Annotated in this window: 18 protein-coding genes; 3 read left to right on the top strand and 15 right to left on the bottom strand. The window is 64.1% G+C overall.

What is annotated here, in order from left to right; translation table 11 throughout:
• Window positions 1-12 precede the first annotated feature (12 nt).
• The 9 genes from ACQR07_RS15240 to ACQR07_RS15200 all read right to left on the bottom strand — a co-directional run bounded on the left by ACQR07_RS15240 (window position 13) and on the right by ACQR07_RS15200 (window position 10,783).
• The gene (locus tag ACQR07_RS15240) at window positions 13-1,044 is read right to left on the bottom strand and encodes an NAD-dependent epimerase/dehydratase family protein (RefSeq protein WP_434903099.1); all 1,032 of its coding nucleotides are present in this window, start codon (window positions 1,042-1,044) and stop codon (window positions 13-15) included.
• Entirely contained in the window at window positions 1,041-2,099 is a 1,059-nt protein-coding gene (locus ACQR07_RS15235) for a Gfo/Idh/MocA family protein (RefSeq protein ID WP_434903098.1), read from the bottom strand. The genes ACQR07_RS15240 and ACQR07_RS15235 overlap by 4 nt, the downstream gene beginning before the upstream one ends.
• Window positions 2,096-3,301 carry a glycosyltransferase family 4 protein gene (locus ACQR07_RS15230; protein WP_434903097.1) on the bottom strand — a complete coding sequence of 402 codons (1,206 nt, stop codon included), beginning with the start codon at window positions 3,299-3,301 and terminating at the stop codon, window positions 2,096-2,098. Before ACQR07_RS15230 ends, ACQR07_RS15235 begins: the two co-directional genes overlap by 4 nt.
• A 227-nt stretch (window positions 3,302-3,528) precedes the next feature.
• Entirely contained in the window at window positions 3,529-5,028 is a 1,500-nt protein-coding gene (locus tag ACQR07_RS15225; protein WP_434903096.1) for a lipopolysaccharide biosynthesis protein, read from the bottom strand.
• Between the two features lie 201 nt (window positions 5,029-5,229).
• Window positions 5,230-6,387 carry a glycosyltransferase family protein gene (locus tag ACQR07_RS15220; RefSeq protein ID WP_434903095.1) on the bottom strand — a complete coding sequence of 386 codons (1,158 nt, stop codon included), beginning with the start codon at window positions 6,385-6,387 and terminating at the stop codon, window positions 5,230-5,232.
• 51 nt (window positions 6,388-6,438) lie between these two features.
• Complete coding sequence (locus ACQR07_RS15215; protein ID WP_434903094.1) at window positions 6,439-7,740, bottom strand: DUF4910 domain-containing protein; 1,302 nt, start codon at window positions 7,738-7,740, stop codon at window positions 6,439-6,441.
• Between the two features lie 37 nt (window positions 7,741-7,777).
• Entirely contained in the window at window positions 7,778-8,320 is a 543-nt protein-coding gene (locus ACQR07_RS15210; RefSeq protein WP_434903093.1) for a dTDP-4-dehydrorhamnose 3,5-epimerase family protein, read from the bottom strand.
• Window positions 8,321-8,426: 106 nt separating this feature from the next.
• Window positions 8,427-9,689 (bottom strand): methyltransferase domain-containing protein, encoded by a 1,263-nt coding sequence (locus ACQR07_RS15205; RefSeq protein ID WP_434903092.1) that lies wholly within the window; start codon window positions 9,687-9,689, stop codon window positions 8,427-8,429.
• 56 nt (window positions 9,690-9,745) lie between these two features.
• Entirely contained in the window at window positions 9,746-10,783 is a 1,038-nt protein-coding gene (locus tag ACQR07_RS15200; protein ID WP_434903091.1) for an NAD-dependent epimerase/dehydratase family protein, read from the bottom strand.
• A 388-nt stretch (window positions 10,784-11,171) separates the two neighbouring features.
• Here ACQR07_RS15200 and ACQR07_RS15195 point away from each other — a divergent pair, with 388 nt between their 5' ends.
• Window positions 11,172-12,284 (top strand): hypothetical protein, encoded by a 1,113-nt coding sequence (locus ACQR07_RS15195; protein WP_434903090.1) that lies wholly within the window; start codon window positions 11,172-11,174, stop codon window positions 12,282-12,284.
• Window positions 12,285-12,372: 88 nt separating this feature from the next.
• On the opposite strand, the gene ACQR07_RS15190 is transcribed toward ACQR07_RS15195, so the two are convergent.
• Both ACQR07_RS15190 and ACQR07_RS15185 read right to left on the bottom strand, forming a co-directional pair.
• Window positions 12,373-13,026 (bottom strand): PIG-L deacetylase family protein, encoded by a 654-nt coding sequence (locus ACQR07_RS15190; protein WP_434903089.1) that lies wholly within the window; start codon window positions 13,024-13,026, stop codon window positions 12,373-12,375.
• Complete coding sequence (locus tag ACQR07_RS15185; RefSeq protein WP_434903088.1) at window positions 13,023-13,820, bottom strand: glucose-1-phosphate cytidylyltransferase; 798 nt, start codon at window positions 13,818-13,820, stop codon at window positions 13,023-13,025. The genes ACQR07_RS15190 and ACQR07_RS15185 overlap by 4 nt, the downstream gene beginning before the upstream one ends.
• A gap of 500 nt (window positions 13,821-14,320) precedes the next feature.
• Between ACQR07_RS15185 and ACQR07_RS15180 the strand changes: the two genes are divergently transcribed.
• Window positions 14,321-15,796 (top strand): undecaprenyl-phosphate glucose phosphotransferase, encoded by a 1,476-nt coding sequence (locus ACQR07_RS15180; RefSeq protein ID WP_434903087.1) that lies wholly within the window; start codon window positions 14,321-14,323, stop codon window positions 15,794-15,796.
• A gap of 161 nt (window positions 15,797-15,957) precedes the next feature.
• On the opposite strand, the gene ACQR07_RS15175 is transcribed toward ACQR07_RS15180, so the two are convergent.
• The 3 genes from ACQR07_RS15175 to ACQR07_RS15165 all read right to left on the bottom strand — a co-directional run bounded on the left by ACQR07_RS15175 (window position 15,958) and on the right by ACQR07_RS15165 (window position 17,426).
• Window positions 15,958-16,338 (bottom strand): H-NS family nucleoid-associated regulatory protein, encoded by a 381-nt coding sequence (locus tag ACQR07_RS15175; protein WP_434903086.1) that lies wholly within the window; start codon window positions 16,336-16,338, stop codon window positions 15,958-15,960.
• A 23-nt stretch (window positions 16,339-16,361) separates the two neighbouring features.
• Window positions 16,362-16,544 (bottom strand): hypothetical protein, encoded by a 183-nt coding sequence (locus ACQR07_RS15170; protein WP_434903085.1) that lies wholly within the window; start codon window positions 16,542-16,544, stop codon window positions 16,362-16,364.
• A 573-nt stretch (window positions 16,545-17,117) separates the two neighbouring features.
• A complete protein-coding gene (locus ACQR07_RS15165; protein ID WP_434903084.1) occupies window positions 17,118-17,426 on the bottom strand; it encodes a hypothetical protein in 309 nt (102 codons plus the stop codon).
• 1,387 nt (window positions 17,427-18,813) lie between these two features.
• Between ACQR07_RS15165 and ACQR07_RS15160 the strand changes: the two genes are divergently transcribed.
• Window positions 18,814-19,971 carry a polysaccharide biosynthesis/export family protein gene (locus ACQR07_RS15160; protein ID WP_434903376.1) on the top strand — a complete coding sequence of 386 codons (1,158 nt, stop codon included), beginning with the start codon at window positions 18,814-18,816 and terminating at the stop codon, window positions 19,969-19,971.
• A gap of 108 nt (window positions 19,972-20,079) precedes the next feature.
• On the opposite strand, the gene ACQR07_RS15155 is transcribed toward ACQR07_RS15160, so the two are convergent.
• On the bottom strand, window positions 20,080-20,490 hold the full coding sequence (locus ACQR07_RS15155) for a DOPA 4,5-dioxygenase family protein (protein WP_434903083.1): 411 nt from the start codon (window positions 20,488-20,490) through the stop codon (window positions 20,080-20,082).
• Window positions 20,491-20,920: the final 430 nt, after the last annotated feature.

The following is a 20,920-nucleotide window of genomic DNA, read 5'->3' as shown; positions in this document are numbered from 1 at the left end:
TCGTGGCGTTCCTCACACCGAAGCCGCCGTTCCGGAGGACCACGACGCCGGCGCTTCGGCCGGCAACGGCACCGGGCCGTAGGTGCGATCCAGGCACTGTTTGTAGTCGAACGGCGGCGTCCAGCCGAGCGTCTCCCTCAGCTTGCGATTATCGAACCGCAACGGCTTGAGCATCGCATCGAACTTCTTCGGCGTCAGGATCGCCGGCACTTTCGTGGCCTTCCTGAACACCGTCACGAAGGCCAGCCGCACGACCGCGCTGGCGAGCCAATACGGAATCGGCAGCCGCAATCCGCGCTCGCCGGTCCCCTGCATGTGGTCGGACAAATAGCTCCAGACCTGCTCGCCGGGACCATCGACCACATTGAGCGTCTGTCCGCGCGCCCGCGCATCCAGCGCGGCGAGCGCAAACACGTCGGCGCAGTTCTCCACGTGGGTCATCGGAATGCGGGTCAATGGCCCGATGACGACGTGATGGCGCCCGATCTGCTGGCCGAGCGCCGCGAGATAGCCGTGGCCGCGTCCCCAGATGAAGCCGGGACGCAGCACCGTGAGCTCCCAGCCGTGCTTCTCCGCTTCACGCCGGGTTACGCGCTCCTGCCACCATTTGGCGACCGTGTAGCCGCCGCGCGTATAGACATCCGGCGACTGCTGCAGCGGCGAGTTCTCGTCGAGCACATCGCGCGTGGCCGTGTAGTCGTAGACCGAAAAGCTGCTGCACAGCACGAGCCGGCGGCAGGCGCTGTCGGCCATCGCGTCGAGCAGCCGCTCGGTGCCGCCGACGGTGCCGGCGAACTGCGCGTCCTCGCCGCCGGAGACCACGGCCGCGAGATGGATCAACACATCGACGTCCTCGAAGGCGCGCGCGAGATCGCGCGAGCTGCGCAGATCGGCCCTGACGATGTCGACGGATGTCGGCCAGCCTAGCGCGTCCACGCGGGTTGCCGGGCGCACCATGGCACGCACTTCGACGCCGCGCGCAAGCAGCGCGCTGACGACGTGCTGGCCGAGAAATCCATTGGCGCCGGTGACGAGAGCTTTCATAGCGCTGGCTCCGTGACTTTCACCTGCTGTCTGGGCTTGATGGCTTCGACCAACCGATTGACCGCCAGAACGTCATCGGCCGCGATCGGCAGCGCAGTACCCGCGCCGAGCGCCCGATAGGTCTGGGCCAGGCACTCCCACAATCCCTCATAGGCGCCGGGCCCCTTGAACTTGCGCAGCAGGGTCGACACCGCCGCGCGGCGGATGTCGCGGCCCTCCTCCAGGCCGCTGACGAACGGGCGCAACGGCTTCGGCACGTTGCGCGGACCGTCGAAGGTGAGCCGCGTCTCGAACAGATTGGCGGTGGCCTGCATGCGCTCGCCATAGACCCGCAGCCAGAACGCATCCGGCTGCGCACTCGCGCTGAAGCCCAGCGTCGCGGTGCCGCGTTCGGCCTCCACGACGCTGCGAAACTCGTCGAATGGCAGCGGCGATGGCTTGCGCTTGCTCCAGACCGTCTGCGCGTTGCGATGCGGGCCGACGAACGCATGCGCCAGCGAGGCGAGATGCGGCAGGAAATCGGCGATTGCGCCGCCTGCGAGATTGAGCGCGGGATGCGGCGCGTTGGGATCGGCAAAGCCGTCGGGACCGAGGATGTCGAGACAGATCAGGACATCCACATGCGTGACCGCGCCGAACTCCCCGCTCGCGATCCTCTGCAGGATCTGCTGCGGCGCGCGGTTGAAGATGTAGTTGTAGTCCTCGATGACATGGCGGCCGAGCTCGCCGGCGCGCCGCGTCAGCGCCTCGAGCTCCTCGAAGGTCGCGGTCGCCGGCTTCTCCACGATCACGTGCGCGCCGGCTTGCAGCGCGTCCATGGCCAGCCGGAAATGCGAGGTCGGCGGCGTCGTCACGTGCACGACATCGGGCCGCACCGTCTGCAGCATGGCCTGGTGATCGGTGAACCAGGACCCGACGTCATAGCGCTCGGCCGCGGCTTCGGCGGTCGCTGGCGACAGGTCGCAGACGGCGGCCAGCTGAACGCCCGGAAGCGCGTTGAGGCAGGCCAGATGCTGACGGGCGATCTGCCCGGCTCCGATGAGCGCGGCCTTCATGACGGACTGGTCTCCAGGATCTCGCAGAAAAAGCGTTCGAGTTCTTGTGCCGCGGTGCTCCAGGCATATTTCTCGACGGCGACTTGCCGTGCCGCGCGGCCGAGCTGCGCCGCCAGCGCCGGCTCGGCGAGCAGCCGGCTGACGGCGTCCGCGAACCCTGCGGGCTCGTTCTCGATCAGGATGTCGCGGCCAGCGACGGCCTCGATGCCCTCGGCGCCGAGGCTGGTCGAGACGATCGCCTTGCCCATCGCCATCGCCTCGACGATCTTGAGCCGCGTCCCGCCGCCGAGCCGTAGCGGCACCACCACGGCTGCAGCCGCAGCCAGATGCGGCCGAAGGTCGGGGACGAAGCCGGTCAGCTCGACCCGCGGCCCGGCCAGCGCCAACAGCGACGGCGGCGGCCGGCCGCCGATGATCTTGCATCGCGCGTCGGGATGACGCTTGGCGATATCAGGCCAGATGTCCTGGATGAAGTGAACGACTGCGTCGATGTTGGGAATGGTCGAGAGCAGTCCGAAGTAGACGATAGTGCGCCCGTCCGGCGACGGATCAGTGCTGCGCGGCTGATAGAAATCGACATCGGCCGCGTTCGGGATCACGGCCGTACGAACGTCGGGAAGGTCGTCGTGCAGCCGCTTCGCGTCGTCGGTGCTGCAGAGGTAGACGCCGTCGGCCGACCCGTAGGCCGCGAGCTCCTCGCGCCGCAGCTTGCGCCAGTTCGCGCCGGCATAAAGCCGGCGGCCGACGCTCGCCGCGGTGACCGCGAACTGTCTCGCCAAGTCGTAGGCGATCTCGTGCGAATCCACGATCAGGCGCGGCGGCGCTTCGCCGGCTGGCGCCTGACGGAACAGGCAATGACCGAGATAGGGAAACTCGAGATTGACGATGTCGAACCGGGTCGCGCGCAGAACCTCGTCCAGCACGCGCTGCAGTTCGGGCAGCGCCACGCGCAGCCGGTCGAAGCTGCTGGCTGACCCCAGGGATCGCAATTGCAGCAGCCGCTTGGCGAGCCCATCGCGACCGTAAGGGTTCGGCACCAGCACGACCTTCCGGCAATACGCCTGCATCGCATGCCGGCACTCGTCGATGTCGAAGGCATCGTCCACCAGCATCACGGCCGTCAGGTCGTGACGGCGCGCGAGCTGCGTCATCAGCCCGTGCATGCGCGCCTGGGCACCGAACCGCGGCGGGCTTGCCGGCATGTGCGAGACGCAGAGAATGCTGAGACGCCGCCGCTGGTCCGGCGCGGGCCGCGATGAGCCGTCCCGTGCAGACGCCGCGGGTTCGGACTCCATGACCACTGAGGATGAGATATCGTGCGCCATGACCATTTAAATAATTAAATTCACGACCACATTATATGCCGCATTTAATTGAAAGCGCCAGCACATCGTGACCTCGGCTCGCGGGATCGGCGCCACGTCTGCGGTCACCGTTTCCGAATGAAATCCTGCATGATCGTACCTGCGATCCTCAGCGGCTCGACCTGACGGAATACGCCGACGACGACCGCGAGATAGAGGCAGCCGCAGAAGCCGCCCGAGAGCACCAGGCGCGCCAGAGCCGGGTAACTGCTCAGAAGCGTCGATTGCAGCCACCAACCGGCGGCCGCGGCGGCCACGGCGCCGATGGTCTGCGGCCCCACCGCCCGGACGACGAGGTCCGTGCCGATCCCGATCGGCTGTCCGGCATAGAGGATCGACGGCAAGGCAATCAGCGAGCAGCCGATGACGACGCCCCAGGCCACGCCCGCTGGCCCAAACGGCAGTCCGGCAAGCACGGCGACGATCTGCACCGCCAGCGACAGGATGCCCCAGTTCTGCCAGCGATCGGCTCTCCCGAGCGACAAATGCAGCCAGCCCTGCGATCCCTCGACGACGTGGGAAATGCCGCGCAGCGCGATGATGCTCAGGAGCGCGCCGGCAGCCTGCCATTTCTGGCCCAGCAGCAGCACCGTCACATCCTCGGCGGTGACCGACAGGATCGCCGCCACCGGCATGACGAAGAAGGCGAGCATCGACAACGCCGCCTCATATTTCTGCCGGAGCGCGGCCGGATTGGACTGCAGCTTGCTGAGAGCGGAACTGCCGACCGCGTGCATCTGATTGAGCGCCGAATAGATCGAGTTCTCGTACAGGTTCATCGCGTTCTGGTAGTAGCCGACCTGGTCGGGCCGGTAGAGCAATCCCAGCGCGATCCGGTCGACCGCACGCGACAGCGTGTAGGCGACAGTGAAGCCGACGACATGGAGCCCGAATCGCACCATCGACTTCACATCGTCGTCAAACACCGGTGCCCCTGGCCGCCAGTGACACGCCGACCATGCCGCTACCACGACGCAGACCGAACTGATCACGGGCCGCAGCACCAGCGCCCAATAGCCGTAGCCCGCGATCGCGGCAGCGATCGCGACCACCGTCCCGGCCAGCGTTCCGAACAGCTGGATGCGGCCGATGCGCCCGAATTGCATGGTGCGCCGGAGCAAGGCCATGTGCTGATTGGTGAGCCCCGACAGCACGAAGGTGATCGCCACGCACAGCGCGATCGGCTGCAGCCGCGGATCGCCATAGATCCAGGCGATCAGCGGGCTCGACGCTGCGACGACGACAGCGACGGCGACGCCGATGCCGGTACTGACCCAGAACAAGCCGCTCACCTGCGCCGGCGTGATCCTGCTCCGCTGCGCGGTCGCGTCGAGCAGACCGAAATCGATCAGCAACGGCGCGAAGCTCGTCAGCACGGTGACGATGGCCACGAGCCCGAAATCCTCCGGAGCCAGCAGGCGGGCCAGCACGATGGCCGCAACGATCTGGAGCACGGCATTGCCGTACTGGATCACGATGGAAATGATACCGCCGCGCAGGGCGCGACGTCCGAGATCGCTCGATTCCCGGTGTTCCTCGAAATAGGCGGCAACGGCGTCTGACATGTCCGGTCAACGACCTCTCAACGGCACTGGCTTCCGAAGCGGGCATGAACGGCGGTTCGGGTCGAACCGGAGCAGGCAGAAACCGCTTCCAACAAAATCACGATCGGGAAAATCAGCTGCGCGAAACGCGAGTTGCGCAGCGGCGGAGCCATGACGTCCCTTTATGGCGGCGGCAAGGATTAATAATCACCGCCGATCATATTAAATCCCTGCCCTGCCCCGTTGCCGCTTCTCGCGCCACACTGGCGCACCATCGGCCATCGTCATGTCCGCCAGCGTCTTGAGGCGGTGCTTGCGTGCGGCAAGCCCGGGCATCGGCTGCAGCCCGCCGGCGGCGCAGAGGATCGCCTCCCAGCGATAGGCCCAGTCGTGCCGCATCAGGCTCTGCGCGATGCCGGTCCGCCGGATGCGGTCCTGCCGTTCGGGATCGCGGTCCAACTCGCTGATGAGGCGGTCGACCTCGGAGGACTGGTGCGGCAGGTCGATCACGGCATCCGGCCAATCGAACAGATCCGGGAAGACCTCGTTTTTCGGCCGTTCGCCGAGCATGATGGCGCCGGAGGCCGCGCCCTCGAAATACCGATAGCCGAACTCGACCTGGTTGCCGGTTTCCTCGGGCCTGTCGAACTTGCCGGGATTGACGAGAAAGTACCGGCTGCGCTTGGCGAGATTGGCGACCTGCGCGCGATGCTCCCGCGTGTCGATCGCCTGGCTGCCGCTGATCGTATCGTGCAGGTAGAACAGGCCGCTGTCGCGAGCCATGGCGACGAGCTTCTGATGCACGGCCTCCGGACGGCGTCCCATGCTGTAGACATCGATCGGCCGCGCGGGCGGATCGGGATAGGGACAGAACAGGGCCGCATCGACGCCCGGCGCGAAATACCGGCAGCGCGGGCCGATCAGTTCGCTGAGCGGCTGCACCGTCTGGCTGTGGTATTGCAGGACGATGTCGAACTTGGCCAGGATCGGCAGGAAGTGCCGGTGCTTGTGAATGTCGCGGGCCCAGAGCTCGTCCAGCAGGCACACCGACGTCTTGCAGCGATCGCGCAGATGATCGACCGCGTTGAACATCAGGAGATCCTGCGGAAAGCTGCAGATCGTGAACAGCAGGTCGTACGAACCCTGCACCGGCGGCATCGAGAGGCCGGGGTTCAATGCCAGCGGCGCATGATAGGCCAGCCTCGTGGCAAGCGCTGCGCGACGGCTGGCCGGATCGAGCGTGGGCGCGATCAGATCAACAGAATCGATGTCGCAGATGATGTCTTCGAACTCGTAGTGCGGGCCGCGATTGAGCGCCTTGCCGAAGATGTTTCGCAGCGAAAAGATCAGCACGCGCGGCTTGTCGGGCCTGTCGGTCATCGAGCTCTCCTCTGCGGCGTCCCGCTTCGAATGTGAGTCCGAGCGCCCATCTCACGTCTCCCCGGCAGCAACGGGGCGAACGAGCTCCGCGTCCAGCGCGAGGCGTGCGGCGGCCTCGATCCGTGCAAATGGCACTTTGGCGCGGATCGCCATGTCGAGCAGACTGTGCCGTCCGTCGGCGAGATTCAGGAACCACAACAGGTCCATCTGCGTCGCCCCGCCGGCCTCGCGCTGGCCTGCGATGGCGCGGTACAGGCCGCGCCGGCCGAGTTGCGGCTCGCCGCGACCGTCGATGCGCTGATAGAGGCAGTTGCGATCGAGCAGATCGAGCAGTCCGCCCAGCACCTCATAGGAGCGATTGAGCGCCTCTGGCTTCACGAAGGCGAGGTCGTCGGCCGACGTGTGATATTCCGGGAAGGTGCCGTGAACACCACGCATGAAGCAGCCGACGGGAAGATCAAATCCCGGCGAGCAGAACTGACGCTCGTCATAGCCATACGGGTTGAACGGCAGGATCGCATGCGGCTCGCCAGCCTGGGCGAGAACATGCGCGACGGCCCGGTCGACGACCGCTCCTTCCCGCCTGCTCTGCTTGTAGTGGAACGGCCCATCGTCCCCCAGACAGGTCAGAACGAGCCCATGCGCAACGCGATCGAGCCGCGCCTCGTTGCGCGCGAGCCAGGTGATCGCGCCGATCGTGGCCGGCAGAAACAGGAAGCGGTAGCCGAGCCGGCCTTTCCGCCCGGCTCGCGCTTTTGCGAGCGCCGTCGCCACCGCAATGCCCGACAGATTGTCATTGGCCAGGCTCGGATGGCAGACGTGGCAGGTGATCAGAACCTCATCGTCGGTCTCGCCTGGAACGAAGAACTCGCCGTAGGTCATCGCGCCCGGCGCAAGCTCGCTGTCGACATCGACGCGATAGGCCTCGTCCGTCATCGTCTGCCAGACCCGGTCGGTCAGGCAGAAGCCCCAATTGTCGGCGTAGTACCCCGTGCGATAGGGAATGAGATCCGGCTGCTCCGGCAGCGTATGAACGTGCTGCGCCAGCTCGGCCCGGGTGACGACGCCGTGAAACGGCTTGCTGTACCCCATCACGTGCAGATTATGCTGCGCGAAGTCGACGAGGCACCGTCCGTCGAGCGTCTTGATCGTTCCGCCGCGAATGTTCCATTCCTGCGGCACGTGCCAATCCAGCACCGATGTCCCCGATGCCACCTCGTGACCGACGAGATCGATGTGGCGCGCAACGATCGCCAGTGTCTGACGTACCCCGGCCCCGGTCAGGCTGCGGTTGAGCGGATACATCTCGGCGACCATCGCATGAAGGTCGACGTCCGGACCTTGATCCGTCATGAGATGATCCGGATTGACCGACATCTGCATGGTCGATTCACCACAGCGGCCGGTCTGCGAGCGACGGCCAGGCGGCATCCTTCGCCGACAGCACGGTCACGGGCGCGGGCCATTTGATGCCGATCAGCGGATCGTCATGACGAAAGCCGTCCGATAGCTCCTCGGCGTATTCGATCCCCATCAGGTACTCGACGGTGACGTCATCGGTCAGCGTCTGGAAGCCATGGGCAAAGCCCGCGGGGATGTAGAGCATGCGCCCGGTCGAGGGTCCGAGTTCGTAGGCGTAGACCTCGCCGCGCGTCGGAGACGACGGCCTGATGTCGACGATGACGTCAAGGATCAACCCGGCCGTGCAGCGAACAACCTTGGCGTCGGCCTTGGGCGCGCGCTGGAAGTGCATGCCGCGAATAGAGCCGCGCACGCGGGTCACGGAGCTGTTGCCCTGAACGGGCTGAAAATCGATGCCCTCATCCGCAAAGGTCTTTGCACACCAGGTCCGGGTGAAGCTGCCGCGATCATCGGCGCGAACGTTCAGCTCGATCAGCCGTGCATCGGATCGTCCGAGCTGTAGAAACTTCATCGGAAACTCTTTCGCAGCAAAATCCCGGCAAAGCCGTCGCTGAAAATACTCTGGTCACGCATCGCCCTGCATGGGCAGGGCGACGCCAAGTCGTCGGTCGCGCCGGTTAGTCCTCGATGGCGGCCTTCGGCACCGGAACGATGAAGCGGCCGCCCCAGCTGCGGATCTCGGCCATCTGCGCCTTGATCTCGTTCTTGATGTTCCACGGCAGGATCAGCACGTAGTCCGGCCGCGCCTCGAAGATCGCCTCGGGCGGCAGAATCGGGATGCGGACGCCGGGCATGTAGCGCCCCTGCTTGGACGGCGCGCGATCGACGGTGAAATCGAGGAAATCCGTCCTGACGCCGCAGTAGTTCAGCAGCGTGACGCCCTTGGCGGGCGCGCCATAGCCGACGACCTTCTTGCCGTCCCGCTTGAGCGCGGTCAGCAGCTCGAGCAGCGCCCGCTTGGTCTCTTTGACCTGCTCGTTCCAGGCGATGTAGATGGCGTCGTCATGCAATCCGTAGGCGCGCTCCCGCGCAAGGACGTCGGCGACGTTCGGGCTTTCCCGATGCGACGCATCGGCATGACAGACGAAGAAGCGGATCGAGCCGCCGTGCGTTTCCGGGAGCTCGACGTCGAACACGCGCAGGCCGGCGCGGGCAAAGATTCGCGAACCCGCGATCAGCGACAGATAGGAAAAGTGCTCGTGATAGATGGTGTCGAACTGATGCCGCTGCATCAGCGTCAGCAGATGCTGGACCTCGAACGTCGCCACGCCCTCGGGCGCCAGCAGCGCCTTCACGCCGCCGACGAAATCGTTGATGTCGGGAACGTGGGCGAGCACGTTGTTGGCCGTGATCAGGTCGGCCGACCAGCCCTCGGCGCAAAGCTCGGCGGCATAGCCGCGGCCGAAGAACTCGACGCGGGTTTCGATACCCTTGTCGCGCGCGGCCAGCGCCACGCTTTCGCAAGGCTCGACGCCGAGGCATTTGATGCCCTTCGCAATCGAATACTGCAGCAGGTAGCCGTCATTCGACGCGATTTCGACATGACGTGACGCCGGGCCGAGCTTGAAACGCGTGGCCGTCGCCTCGACATAGGCCCGCGCGTGCTCGAGCCAGGAGGTCGAGTGCGAGGAGAAATACGCGTAGTCCGCACGAAAGATATCCGCGGCAGCCAGCAGGTCGCGGGTCTGCACCAGGCGGCATTCGCGGCAGACGAAGGTCTCGAGCGGATAGAACGGCTCGGCCTTCATGTAGTTTTCGGGATCGACATAGTCGTTCGCCACCGGCGAGGCGCCGAGGTCGATCAGCTTCAAGGTCAGGTCGTCGCCGCAGTGGCGGCACTTGGGTGCGACGCCGACGGCCGTGGGCAGGCTCAGTTCCATGGTCATCTCCCTCAATGTTCGGTCTGGCGCAGCAGATCGCGTAACGGCTCTGGCCCTCAGACCCACTCGAGCCTGTCGTTGATCCGGCCACCCTCCATGTGGTCCTGCAGGACCTTGAGGCGGATCAGATCGGACGAGCGGAATTCGCTGTCCTTGAAATTCATCCGTCTGAGACCTTCGATCAGATTGCGGATCGACTGGTCCAGCGTCACCTGGGGCTGATGGTCGGGCGCCAGCGAGCGATACAGGCTGAAATCGACCTTGTACGAGCGGCTGTCGACGGGAGCGGACAGGTTGATGGACACGTCGGTGCCCGGCACCCGGCCTGCCACGGCGTGAGCGAGCTCCTTGACCTGATAGTTGCGGTCGTCGGAGCCGGCATTCACGGTCAGGAAGCGCCCGCCTCGTGCCGCCGGGCGGCCGATCGCCCAGTCGATGGCACGCGCCATGTCGGCCACGTCGATGAGAGGACGCCACGGCGTGCCGTCGGAGAGCACGCTGATCTGCCGTCGGCTCAGCGCGCAGGCGACGAAATCATTGAGGACGAGATCGAGCCTCAGCCGGTCCGACATGCCGCACGCGGTGGCGAAGCGCAGGCAGGTCACCGTCATGTCGGTGTCGATCGCCGCCAGCTCCCGCTCCGATCCGATCTTCGACTTGGCATAGGCGGTGATCGGGTTGAGCGGATCGCTCTCCTTGCGCGGCGGCCCGTCGGCGATGCCGTAGACGCTGCAGCTGGATGCGAACACGAAGCTCTTCACCCCTGCCGCAGCCGCCGCCCTGCCGAGGGATACGGTCGTGTTCTGGTTGATGTCGAGCGTCACGTCCTGGAAGCGGTTGCCCATCGGATCGTTAGAGATCGCCGCCAGCTGAACCACGGCGTCATAGCCGCTGAGGTCCAACGACATGTTGCGGACGTCACCGTAGAACTGCTCGTCGAGATGACGTTCCGGCAGCACCGGGGCTCCGGTCAGGCAATGCGCGAAATAGGCGTTGTCGTAGCCGTGCAGCGTCGCATCCGGCCGGCGCGCCCGCAGATATTTCGCAACCTCGGGCCCGACATAGCCCATGTTTCCCGTGATGAGTACCTTCAAAACCGTCGCCCTCTGCGCCGTTCGATTAAAACAAAAGATTAAACCATCTGGACCGTATTATATTTTAATATTTGCACCCGCGTCCAGCGAATAACTGCGGCATGGGCGAGCCCGCCCAGACAGCGGACAGTTCCGGTCCAGTCGGCAGGACTCCCCGGGAAAGTCCGGGAAAATCAGCCGGACGCCGCCAATCCATACCGTCCGGCCAAGATCCAGCCCCTGACGGACGATCTTCATCAAATTAAATAGGACGCGCCATGAATTGAACAAAACAGAACCCCAATTCTCGACAGCTTTAAATCGCGTACTTCAGACTATGGCGCCATCGGCCGTCCGGATGCCACTGCGTCTCGCCGATGATTTTCGTTCAAGAATTGAGAGGCCATGCATGGCACTATCCGTCGGTGACTGGGTCGAAGTCCGCAGCAAGGAGGACATCCTCGCAACTCTGGATGCCAGCGGCCGGCTCGAAGGGCTGCCGTTCATGCCGCAGATGTTCAAATGGTGCGGCAAGCGGTTTCAGATCTACAAGCGGGCTCACAAGACCTGCGATACGGTTACGGGCTACAACACCGGCGAGTGGCTCGGGCGGCGGCTGCCGAACGCCGTGCATCTCGATCTGCGCTGTGACGGCGAGGCCCATGGCGGCTGCCAGGCGGCCTGCCTGATCTTCTGGAAGGAAGCGTGGCTTTCGCCGGTCGATCCGGCTCAGCCGACATCCGCCACCCCGGCCGCTGCTGCGGCCCCGGCCGCTGCCGCGGCTCCGGCCGGCGGATGCTCGGTGCGCGACGTGTGGGATGCGACCAAGTCGCCCGACCAGGTTGCCGGAAAGGGCATCAGATACAGCTGCCAGGCGACTGAACTGCCGAACTATACGCAGCCGCTGAAATGGTGGGATGCGCGGCAGTATGCCGAGGACATCACTTCGGGCAACGTGCCGCTGCCCAAGATGCTCGGAAGCTTCACCTACTTCGCCTATGTCGGCGCCACCATGGCGCGGCGGCCGCGGCTCGGCCGGCCGGCGCGCTGGATCTATGATCGCATTCAGTCGCTGTGGGGCGGTGTGCCGTTCCCCAGAAAGCGCGGCGATCTCGCGACCGACAAGGACGCCCCCATTGCGCATCTCGGCCTGCAGGAGGGCGACCTCGTTCGCGTCCGCTCACACAAGGACATCCTCGCCACCATCGACAAGCAGACCAACAATCGCGGCATGGGCTTCGATGCCGAGATGGTCCCCTATTGCGGCAAGATCTTCCGGGTGCGGACCCGCGTCGAAAAATTCATCGACGAACGGACCGGGTTCATCCGCCGGATGAAGACGCCCGCGGTGATTCTCGACGGCGTCTATTGCCAGTCGCGCTACAGCGAGAACCGCCTGTTCTGCCCGCGCGGCATCTATGCCTGGTGGCGCGAGGTCTGGCTGGAGAAGGTGCCGGCCACGGCAATCGAACCGGTGGCGAAGGAAGAGCCTGTCGACGCTCCCAGACGAGCAGCGGGCTAAAGCAGGCTCGCGGGAGGCGCGCTCGCGATCAGCGCGCTTCCAGCTCGAGGCCGCGCGGGACGACAGTCCCGCGCCTCATCAACGCCGATCAACCAATTGACAGCTTGCGCACGACGAAGGCCTCGGCGTAGCGCTCCGGCGCGCGGCATTCCATCCCGCGCAACCGTGCGAGGCCCATGAAGGTCTCGGGATCGAACCATTGCTTCGAGCGCTGGGTGCCGAAGTGCGCCATCAACAGCGCCACCTTCCGCTTCATCGCGCGCTCCGACACCGGCATATAGACGTTGGGCCGGCCCAGATCGCCGTCCCATTTCGGGATCTCGTATTCGAGGATGAGATGATCCCGGAACGTGTTCCACACCAGCCGATTGACCTGGCGATGATCCTGATGGCCATCGTCACGCCGGTGAGCCAGGATCACGTCGGGATTGACCCTGCCTTTCAGCGCCTCGAACCAGGCCTTGATCTCCTCACCCTGCTCGGGAAAGAAGCCGTCGCGGAAGCCCAGGGTCTCGACCCGGCGCGCGACGGCCTCGGCCAGGAAATCGTCCGCCGATGCGCGCGCTTCGACGCCGCGCTGTTCGTTGCCGCTCAGCACGCACCAATGCACGTCGAGACGGACGCCCTGGTCGAGCCAGCTGAGAAGCGTGCCGCCGGCGCCGATCTCGATGTCGTCGGAGTGCGCGCCGAGGCACAACACCGACAGCCGCTCCCCGCGGCCGGCGAGCTGCAGCGCCCTCATCCGTTCACCACCGCCGGCATGCTAGCGCTGAGGTGCCACGGCGTGTCGCCGCGCTCGATCATCTCCTCGAGCACCTGGCGATCGCGCAGCGTATCCATCGCCCGCCAGAAGCCTTCGTAGCGATACGCCATCAGCTCGCCGCGATCGATCAGCCGCTTGAACGGCTGCACGACGAGCTCGTCGCCCTCCTCGATGTAATCGAAGATCTCCTTGCGGAAGATGAAGTAGCCGCCGTTGATCCAGATGTCGGAATCGTTGCTGGCCGCCATCCGCCCGACCTTGCCGTCGGCGTCGAACTCAGCGAGATGGAAGCTGATCGGCGGATGAATCGCGATGAAGCAGCCGATCTGGCCGCTACGCTTGAAGCGATCGATCATGTCCGGCAGCGGCGCATCTGTCAGCCCGTCGCTGTAGTTGGCGAGGAAGATCTCCTCGTCCTGCACGAGGTGACGGACGGCGCGCAGGCGCTGGCCGATGTTGCGCCAGATCCCGGTATCGACCAGCGACACCCGCCAATCCGCGGGACGCTCGCCCAGCAGCTCGACCTTCTTGCCGAATTGCGAGATGGTGCAGTCGGTCGTGGCCGCCTGGTTGTAGTTAAGGAAATAATCCTTCACCACATTCGCCTTGTAGCCGAGACACAAGACGAAATCACGATGCCCGTACTGGCTGTAGTACTGCATGACGTGCCACAGGATCGGCTGATGGCCGATCGGAATCATCGGCTTCGGGACGCTCTCGGAATATTCCCGTATCCGGGTGCCAAGTCCTCCACAGAACAATACAACCTTCATGGCGCGACGTCCTTCGGATCCATAATCTCGGAAATAAGCGTTATTATTCGTGTTCCGGTCGCGATGGCCGGCTCCATCGCGGGCAACTCAACCCAATGCAGGCAGGCTTTGCGGCGTCCGGCGGTGAAGCCACCGGCCTTTGCGAGCGCTAGCACCACCTTTGTCAGGCCGGCCATCCCGAGCCAATTAATAGGCCAAGCACCGCTCTCTTTAAATATTAATTATTCTCATCGCAGATCAAAATATTCAATCGGCCGACATTAATTTGCCACATCCGCCGTGCCGCGCATGCGCGCGTGTCAGGCCTGCTCGGAAGACCGAGCCTTCGCCGGTTATTCCGGCTGCGACACCGTCAAGGCGGTCTGCAGGACCGCCCCCCGCGCCAAAGACCCCGCGAATCTACGGTGCAGCGCAAATTTCATTTGTTTAATTTAAATGTTGCATTATATTTAATTTGATCGACCGCCAAATAAATCGGCTCCGAAAAACCCATTTGTCGCATGAATTATATTGAACCGCGCGAGACGCTCGATCGGAACGGTCTGCCAGCTGCCGTTCTGGTGGAACGCCAGCTTCAGGGGCGCAAGTGGCCGGTCCATTTCGACTCGGTGGAGCCATTCGCGATCGTCGCCGATATCGCGACGATCACCCTGTCCAGCGTTGCCTCCGGCTTCCTCTATCATCTCCAGGATACGGCCGGGGCCAACGACGTCAGTAAATCGTTCGGCATGGCGATCCTCGTCTCCGCCCTGTTCGTTTCGCTGATGAAGATCCGCGGAATGTACCGTCCGATCGAGCTGCTGAACCTGCGGCATCAGGTGCGGGCGTCGTGCCTGACCTGGATCACCGCCTTTCTGGTGCTATCCGGCGCCCTGTTCGCGCTCAAGATCGGCAGCGAATTCTCGCGCGGCACCAGCATCGTGTTCGCGATGCTCGGGCTGGCGGCGCTGCTCGTTCATCGGCGGATGACGGCTTTTCTGCTTACCAAGGGCCTCGCGGAAAGGCGGTTTTCGGGCCGCGCCATCGTCCTGATCACCGACGAGGCGGGCAAGGACAGCGCGAGCCTGGCCCAGGCGCTCACGGACACCGGCTTCCGCGTCAAACGGCACTTCCTTCTTCCCGAACCCGGCGCGGACCTTGCTCACAGGCAGCGCATCGTTGCGAGCGTCATTGATTTCGTCCGCGGCTCCGACGTCGAGGAGATCGTGGTCGGCGCCAATCCCCATCCCTGGTCCGATCTGCGGACGCTCGGGGCCGAACTGAGGGTGCTGCCGTTTCCCGTGAGCTTCGTTCCGCTCGGCACGGCGTCCGACATCTTCAAGCGGCCGCAACGCGAGCTCGGCAGCGCCGTCTGCGTCGAGCTGCAGCGAGGCATGCTGAGCCCGCTCGAGCATGGCCTGAAGCGGATCATGGACGTGGTCATCGCGAGCGCGGCGCTGACGGCCCTGTCGCCGCTCCTCGCGCTCGTCGCGATCGGCATCAAGCTCGACTCGCCGGGGCCTGTGCTGTTCAGGCAGCAGCGCTGCGGCTTCAACGGAAGGTCCTTCCAGATCTACAAGTTCCGCACGATGTCGGTGCTCGAGGACGGCCCGACGGTTGTGCAGGCCCAGGCCGGCGACAAGCGCTTCACCCGCCTCGGTGCCTGGCTGCGCCGGACCAGCATCGACGAGTTGCCGCAACTGCTCAACGTGCTGAACGGCAGCATGTCGCTGGTCGGCCCCCGACCGCACGCGCTCGCTCACGACAATGAATTCGACAAGCTGGTCCGCAACTACGCGTTTCGGCGCCGCGTGAAGCCGGGACTGACGGGATGGGCACAGGTCCACGGTTGCCGCGGCCCCACGCCGACGCGGGCGTCGATCGAGGAGCGGGTCGAGCACGATCTCTGGTACATCGACAATTGGAGCCTGTCGCTCGACGTCGCCATCCTGCTCCGGACGCCGATCGAGCTCATCCGCGGCGACAACGCGTATTGAAGCGGGCGGTCGAAGAAGAACCACCTAGAGGCGATCCGAGCCCCCAGGAACCGTCGCGGGGCCGATCGGTCGGCGTGGCGCGTCGGCCCCGCCCCTATTCCCGACCGCAGCTTCGAACCTAAGAAAGCGAAGAAAGCGAAGATCGTCGCGTTCGCGGATCACTACGCCCTCTGACGGCGGCCCTTTGCACCGGTCCCATTGATCGCAAACTCCTCGATGCGATGACCGGTCTTGATCGCCGCCACCAGCCAGCGCGGCTGCTTGCCGCGGCCGGACCACGTCTCGGACGTCTGCGGGTTGCGATATTTCGGCAGCACGCGCGGATATTTGCGCCGTGCCTTGCCGCTCGAATTGTAGGACTGCGCACCGTCCGTGTCGGCCCCCTCGATGACGCCGCGGCTGCGGTTGAGCACAGCAAGCCGCCGCTCGAGCTCACGTTTCTCGGACGCGATCCGCACAGCCAGGATCTGGCTGATCTGTTCGTGAAGCGACCAGAGGTCTTCGAAAGACATCGCTTCGAAATCGATCTTCTTGGTGGACATACAGCGACCTCTATCTGTGATCTCTATCCTGCCGGATTAATGTCATATAATTCGGTATTTCGTTCCGCAAGTGGTTCGCCGAAGCAAAACTCGATTATTTGATTTTGCGCTTTTTCCATCACTTGTAAATGGTTGTAACCCGATAAATCAGCAACCCACAACCTTATTTCGCCACGTTGTGCCGACCATCGGAACACGCGCGACATCAGGCGCCGATCGGGATGAGTTCGCCAGAAACGGGTTTTTTCGGCCGATTCCCGCAAATAAAGCGGACGGAGCCGTGTCCATCTCGTTCAATTCGCGCTGCGCGGCCGCTCTGCCTCGAGGTCCACGGTCCGCTCGCTGGAGAAAAACGCCAACAGCTTGAAGAAAATCCACAACCTATTCGGGCACTGCGATCCTCAACCCGAATTGGGATATTTTCGCATAAGCGAAAAATCAGGGAGACCGGCTTTAATAAGCACAATAACAGGAATATGCCACAATGCCGCTGGCCGGTGATCATGCGCCGCCATAATCCTGGCCCAGGATGATGCGGCACCACGTCACAGCAGCGCGAGCGGGGAACACGGGAGATCGCCCTCAGCCGGAGATCGGCCCAGCGGAGGACGCCTCGTCGCATCGGCGGGAGATCGTATGCTGGCCGCCCTATCCCGAGCGACGCGCCGTCCTGGCCCGGCGCGGCTCGCAGGCCTCGAAGCTCCTGGAGCGCAGACCCGCACCGGCTTGGCATGGGCGCGCGCCGGCCTGGTACATGCAGACGGCTCTGGCCCTCGAGCCTATTTGCGTTGCTTGGTCCGGCGGGGGATGCTCGGACGGACGATCTGGAGATGAGCGGTGCCGCGATGCCGCCGGGTGGCCACCGGGCGGCGGGTGACCACGCTGCGAGCCTCGGGGCGCTTTTCCAGGCTGCCGCTGATCGTTTGAAGCTCCGCGAGAAGGCCGTCGTACAGCGCGATCTGCAAGGCCAGTTCCGCCCGCGTCGCACGGCCGGAGGTCAGCTGTTGGAGGCGGGATCTTGCAGCCCGTATTTTCTTCAGCGATTCGAAGACGGGATGATCGACGCGGCCGTTGTCCGCGAATTCCATCGTCTCACCTTCACTCAACGCAACACCAGACTCGTCACGCAAGGACGGCCCCCACTCGTTGGCGAGATTTCAGGGACTTCTTGTCGAACGCCGGCGAACGGGAATCGCAACCAGGCCCGGCTTCGATGATCGAGATTAAATTAACTACTCGCGACAAGTTAATTTACCATCTTAAGTCAAGATATTAAATACTCCCGACCCCCTGACGCGGTAACGACGTAAAAAAATACCGCAGAGCCGAAAGGACTTGTTAAGCACCTTTGGTCGGGGAAAATTGAAGCTTAAGTTTGTTCAGGACGCGCCTTTTTTATTGACTAGAACGGTTCCACCAGAAGCAAAAATATTTAATTCAAGATTGCAATTAATCAAGCATGCAACCGGTGAATTTAATTCGAGCCGCACGCCTTCGGCCGATACCGGCTCCCTCGTGCAAGCGGGAACCACCGCTCCGAGACCAGCGGTCCAGCCGCGGCTGCGCGCCAATCATTCGTGCGATTGCGCAGAATTGGACTGATGACCACCTCCCCGACAAATCGGGCCGGCCGATCGGGTGCAGACGGCGACCGGTCTTACCGGATCATCGGCCGGTCCGGCGCGCCGCACACCACGGCGCGGGTTGTAGCGCGGGCCTCCCGGTGTCTCGACCGCAACGCGCCGAATGCATCCCGGATAGATCGCCAGATGATAATGAAAGGGAGTGGCGTCGAACGCGCCGTGCAGCCGGCACAGCCGACCGAGATCGGGGCCGCACTCGGTTAGCGGATAGTTGCCGCGGGCGAGAGCCGGGCTCACCGCCCCTGCAAATACCACTGCGAAGGCGGTAGCGGCGATCATGCTTGCATGCGGCAAAGGCGGCTCCCGAGCTCCGAAACAACTACGGCCACAACATAGACATGATCGGCCACGCCCGACAACCCGGGCTCGGCGCTCATGCTCGCCGACACCGATCAACTCGGAAACCGATGCTCAACTGATTTCTGCGTCCAATACTGACGACGGGCTCGGTTGGTACCACGCTGGGGATCAGGTGCCTCATCGATCGGCTTGATAGTGCCCGGCAGGTACGTCGGTGAGGCAACTGTGACCTAATTAGCACGACGCGGCAAAAGCCGGTTTTGCTGACAAGCATGCCTTTTACCGGACATGGCTGCCGGGTACGTTGGAACTTGTTAAGAAAGCGCCTTTTCGGCTCACGAGCAGAGCGCTGGGGAAACGTTGTATTGTTGTACCCGAGGTTGCGTTGAACGCGTTGAACATCCCGTCAGCACCGCGCGGATCGAGTTGCGGTGCCGGATCTCGCATCCGAAATTTTGTCTCGGGCCAACGCAGGTTTCATGACCTTCGCCGCGGATCACGGCTGCTGATCGCGTTCGCACTTCTTGTGCTGATGCCGGCCTGCTCGCTGCTTCCGGGCACCGGTCCGACCAGCGAGGCGGTCAACGACAACGCCACCGCCAGCGTGCGCTCGACGACGGCTCTTCCCTACGCGCTCGTCGACGTCAGCTCGGAGACGATCGGCTTCTTATCGCAGCCCAACGTCGTCACCTTCTCGGGGGTATTTCCGGACAAGCGGCCGAAGCCGGTGCAGGTTGCTGGAATCGGCGACGTGCTGAACGTCTCGATCTTCGAAGCGGCACCCGGCGGCCTGTTCACGCCGCCGACCGCCGCCGGGGCCCGTCCGGGCAATTTCGTCGACCTTCCCGCGCAAGCCGTCGATCAGCGCGGCAACATCCGCGTGCCCTATGCCGGCGAGATTGCCGCGGCGGGCCGTACGCTTCCAGAGATCGAGCAGGAGGTCGTATTCCGGCTGCAGAAGCGCGCGCTGGAGCCGCAGGTCGTCGTCAGCCTGAACCAGCAGCATTCCAGCGTCGTGAGCGTTCTCGGCGACGTCAACACGCCGGGCGTGCTCGCCTTGAACAGCGTCGGCGAACGGCTGCTGGCGGTGATTGCGCGCGCGGGTGGCCCGAAGCACGAGGCCATCGAGAGCTACGTCACCCTGCAGCGCGACGGCCGCCGCGTCCGCGTGCTGCTCAGCCGCGTCGTTCAGGATCCGCGCGAAAACATCTTCATCCGCCCCAACGACGTCGTCTACATCACGCGCGAATCCCCGACCTTCACGGCGCTCGGTGCGCTCAACCAGAACGTCTTCGGCTTCAATTCGGAAATCTCGTTCGATACCGAGACGCTCACGCTGGCGCAGGCCATCGGCAAGGCGGGCGGGCTGAACGACCAGCAGTCCGACCCTGCCGAGGTGTTTCTTTATCGCTATGAGGAACGTCCGCTGCTGCAGAAGCTCGGCGTCAACACCGGCCGCTTCGTCTATGACCGCATTCCGACCATCTATCACATCAATCTGCGCGACCCCTCCGGGATGCTGCTGGCCTCCGGCTTCCAGATGCGCAGCAAGGACGTGATGTATGTCGCCAACGCCAAGGTCGTCGACTACTACAAGCTGCTCACGCTGATCAACAACACGGCAGCCACGACGTCGGCGACGGCGAACGCGGTCACCAATACCAATATCGCGGCGAAGACCAGGTGGTGACGGCCGCCGTCCGTCTGGCCGGCGCCCGACATCGTCGCCCCCGTCGCGGCATCACGTTGGACGCACCCTGTTCGGTCCAGCGCGCTCCGCCGGCGAGCAGCACCCGCATCAGGCCGGAAGGCTCGGCGTCGTGTTGGGCGCGAGCGGAAGCTCGGCCTCGGCGGTCTCGGGCAGCTTCTCGCCGCGAATCCCCAGGGGCTCTCCGATCCACAACGCGTGCGCGGTGTGATCGGCCAGCGGCTCGGTCGTGTTCGGGTGCACCAGCACGCTGAGGCGACCGTGATTGAGCATCAGCCACGGCACCAGTTTTGGAAACACCTCGACGGCGAAGGCGACCTGGTACATCGATCGCTCGTGAGGCCCGACCAGGACGTCGTGCCAACGCCCGAGTGTCACGGTGAAGCGCTCGCCGATCCAGCTGCGCAGCAGCTCGGCCTCGGTGCGGGTCTCCTGATCGTAATAGACGTGAGCGTGAAAGCTCGCGATGGTCTTCAGATCCTGAGGCATCGTCTGTTCCATGCCCTCGCGTCCTCCCCTGCGGCGCGGCCGCGCCGCCGCTGTAGCGATCGTATCACATCGCGGGTCCACCGCGTCGCAAAGCGACCGCGACCATGGCTGAACTCTGAAGGCGAGGAATTCCTGAGACGGAGATTGGCGCCTTAGCTAGCGCCTGCGGCAAGCAGGCCAGTGCTGATCCGCTCCGGAGCGAGCCGCAGCGCTGAACCAATCACAACCGCGCGGCGCGATCAGCGATCCCGTCAACACGCTCGTTGACTGATGCGAGTGCATGAGACCGCAATCCATCGCGACAAACGACAACGCCGCGCTGAGGTTATCAGCGCGGCGTTGTCGTTTTGGATTGTGAAGAGGATGATGTCCTTTGCAGGCCTGGCAGCGACCTACTCTCCCAGGGCTTGAGCCATAGTACCATTGGCGCTGAGGAGTTTAA

The organism is Bradyrhizobium sp. HKCCYLS20291 (genome assembly GCF_051167715.1).
Taxonomy (GTDB): domain Bacteria; phylum Pseudomonadota; class Alphaproteobacteria; order Rhizobiales; family Xanthobacteraceae; genus Bradyrhizobium.
This window is presented reverse-complemented; position numbering and strand designations above follow the sequence as displayed.

Coding starts and splice junctions, on each gene's coding strand:
- ACQR07_RS15240 (WP_434903099.1), bottom strand. CDS start 1,044: ATGAAAGCTCTCGTCACCGGCGCCAATGGATTTCTCGGCCAGCACGTC.
- ACQR07_RS15235 (WP_434903098.1), bottom strand. CDS start 2,099: ATGAAGGCCGCGCTCATCGGAGCCGGGCAGATCGCCCGTCAGCATCTG.
- ACQR07_RS15230 (WP_434903097.1), bottom strand. CDS start 3,301: ATGCCGGCAAGCCCGCCGCGGTTCGGTGCCCAGGCGCGCATGCACGGG.
- ACQR07_RS15225 (WP_434903096.1), bottom strand. CDS start 5,028: ATGTCAGACGCCGTTGCCGCCTATTTCGAGGAACACCGGGAATCGAGC.
- ACQR07_RS15220 (WP_434903095.1), bottom strand. CDS start 6,387: ATGACCGACAGGCCCGACAAGCCGCGCGTGCTGATCTTTTCGCTGCGA.
- ACQR07_RS15215 (WP_434903094.1), bottom strand. CDS start 7,740: ATGACGGATCAAGGTCCGGACGTCGACCTTCATGCGATGGTCGCCGAG.
- ACQR07_RS15210 (WP_434903093.1), bottom strand. CDS start 8,320: ATGAAGTTTCTACAGCTCGGACGATCCGATGCACGGCTGATCGAGCTG.
- ACQR07_RS15205 (WP_434903092.1), bottom strand. CDS start 9,689: ATGGAACTGAGCCTGCCCACGGCCGTCGGCGTCGCACCCAAGTGCCGC.
- ACQR07_RS15195 (WP_434903090.1), top strand. CDS start 11,172: ATGGCACTATCCGTCGGTGACTGGGTCGAAGTCCGCAGCAAGGAGGAC.
- ACQR07_RS15190 (WP_434903089.1), bottom strand. CDS start 13,026: ATGAGGGCGCTGCAGCTCGCCGGCCGCGGGGAGCGGCTGTCGGTGTTG.
- ACQR07_RS15185 (WP_434903088.1), bottom strand. CDS start 13,820: ATGAAGGTTGTATTGTTCTGTGGAGGACTTGGCACCCGGATACGGGAA.
- ACQR07_RS15180 (WP_434903087.1), top strand. CDS start 14,321: ATGAATTATATTGAACCGCGCGAGACGCTCGATCGGAACGGTCTGCCA.
- ACQR07_RS15175 (WP_434903086.1), bottom strand. CDS start 16,338: ATGTCCACCAAGAAGATCGATTTCGAAGCGATGTCTTTCGAAGACCTC.
- ACQR07_RS15170 (WP_434903085.1), bottom strand. CDS start 16,544: ATGTCGCGCGTGTTCCGATGGTCGGCACAACGTGGCGAAATAAGGTTG.
- ACQR07_RS15165 (WP_434903084.1), bottom strand. CDS start 17,426: ATGGAATTCGCGGACAACGGCCGCGTCGATCATCCCGTCTTCGAATCG.
- ACQR07_RS15160 (WP_434903376.1), top strand. CDS start 18,814: ATGCCGGCCTGCTCGCTGCTTCCGGGCACCGGTCCGACCAGCGAGGCG.
- ACQR07_RS15155 (WP_434903083.1), bottom strand. CDS start 20,490: ATGGAACAGACGATGCCTCAGGATCTGAAGACCATCGCGAGCTTTCAC.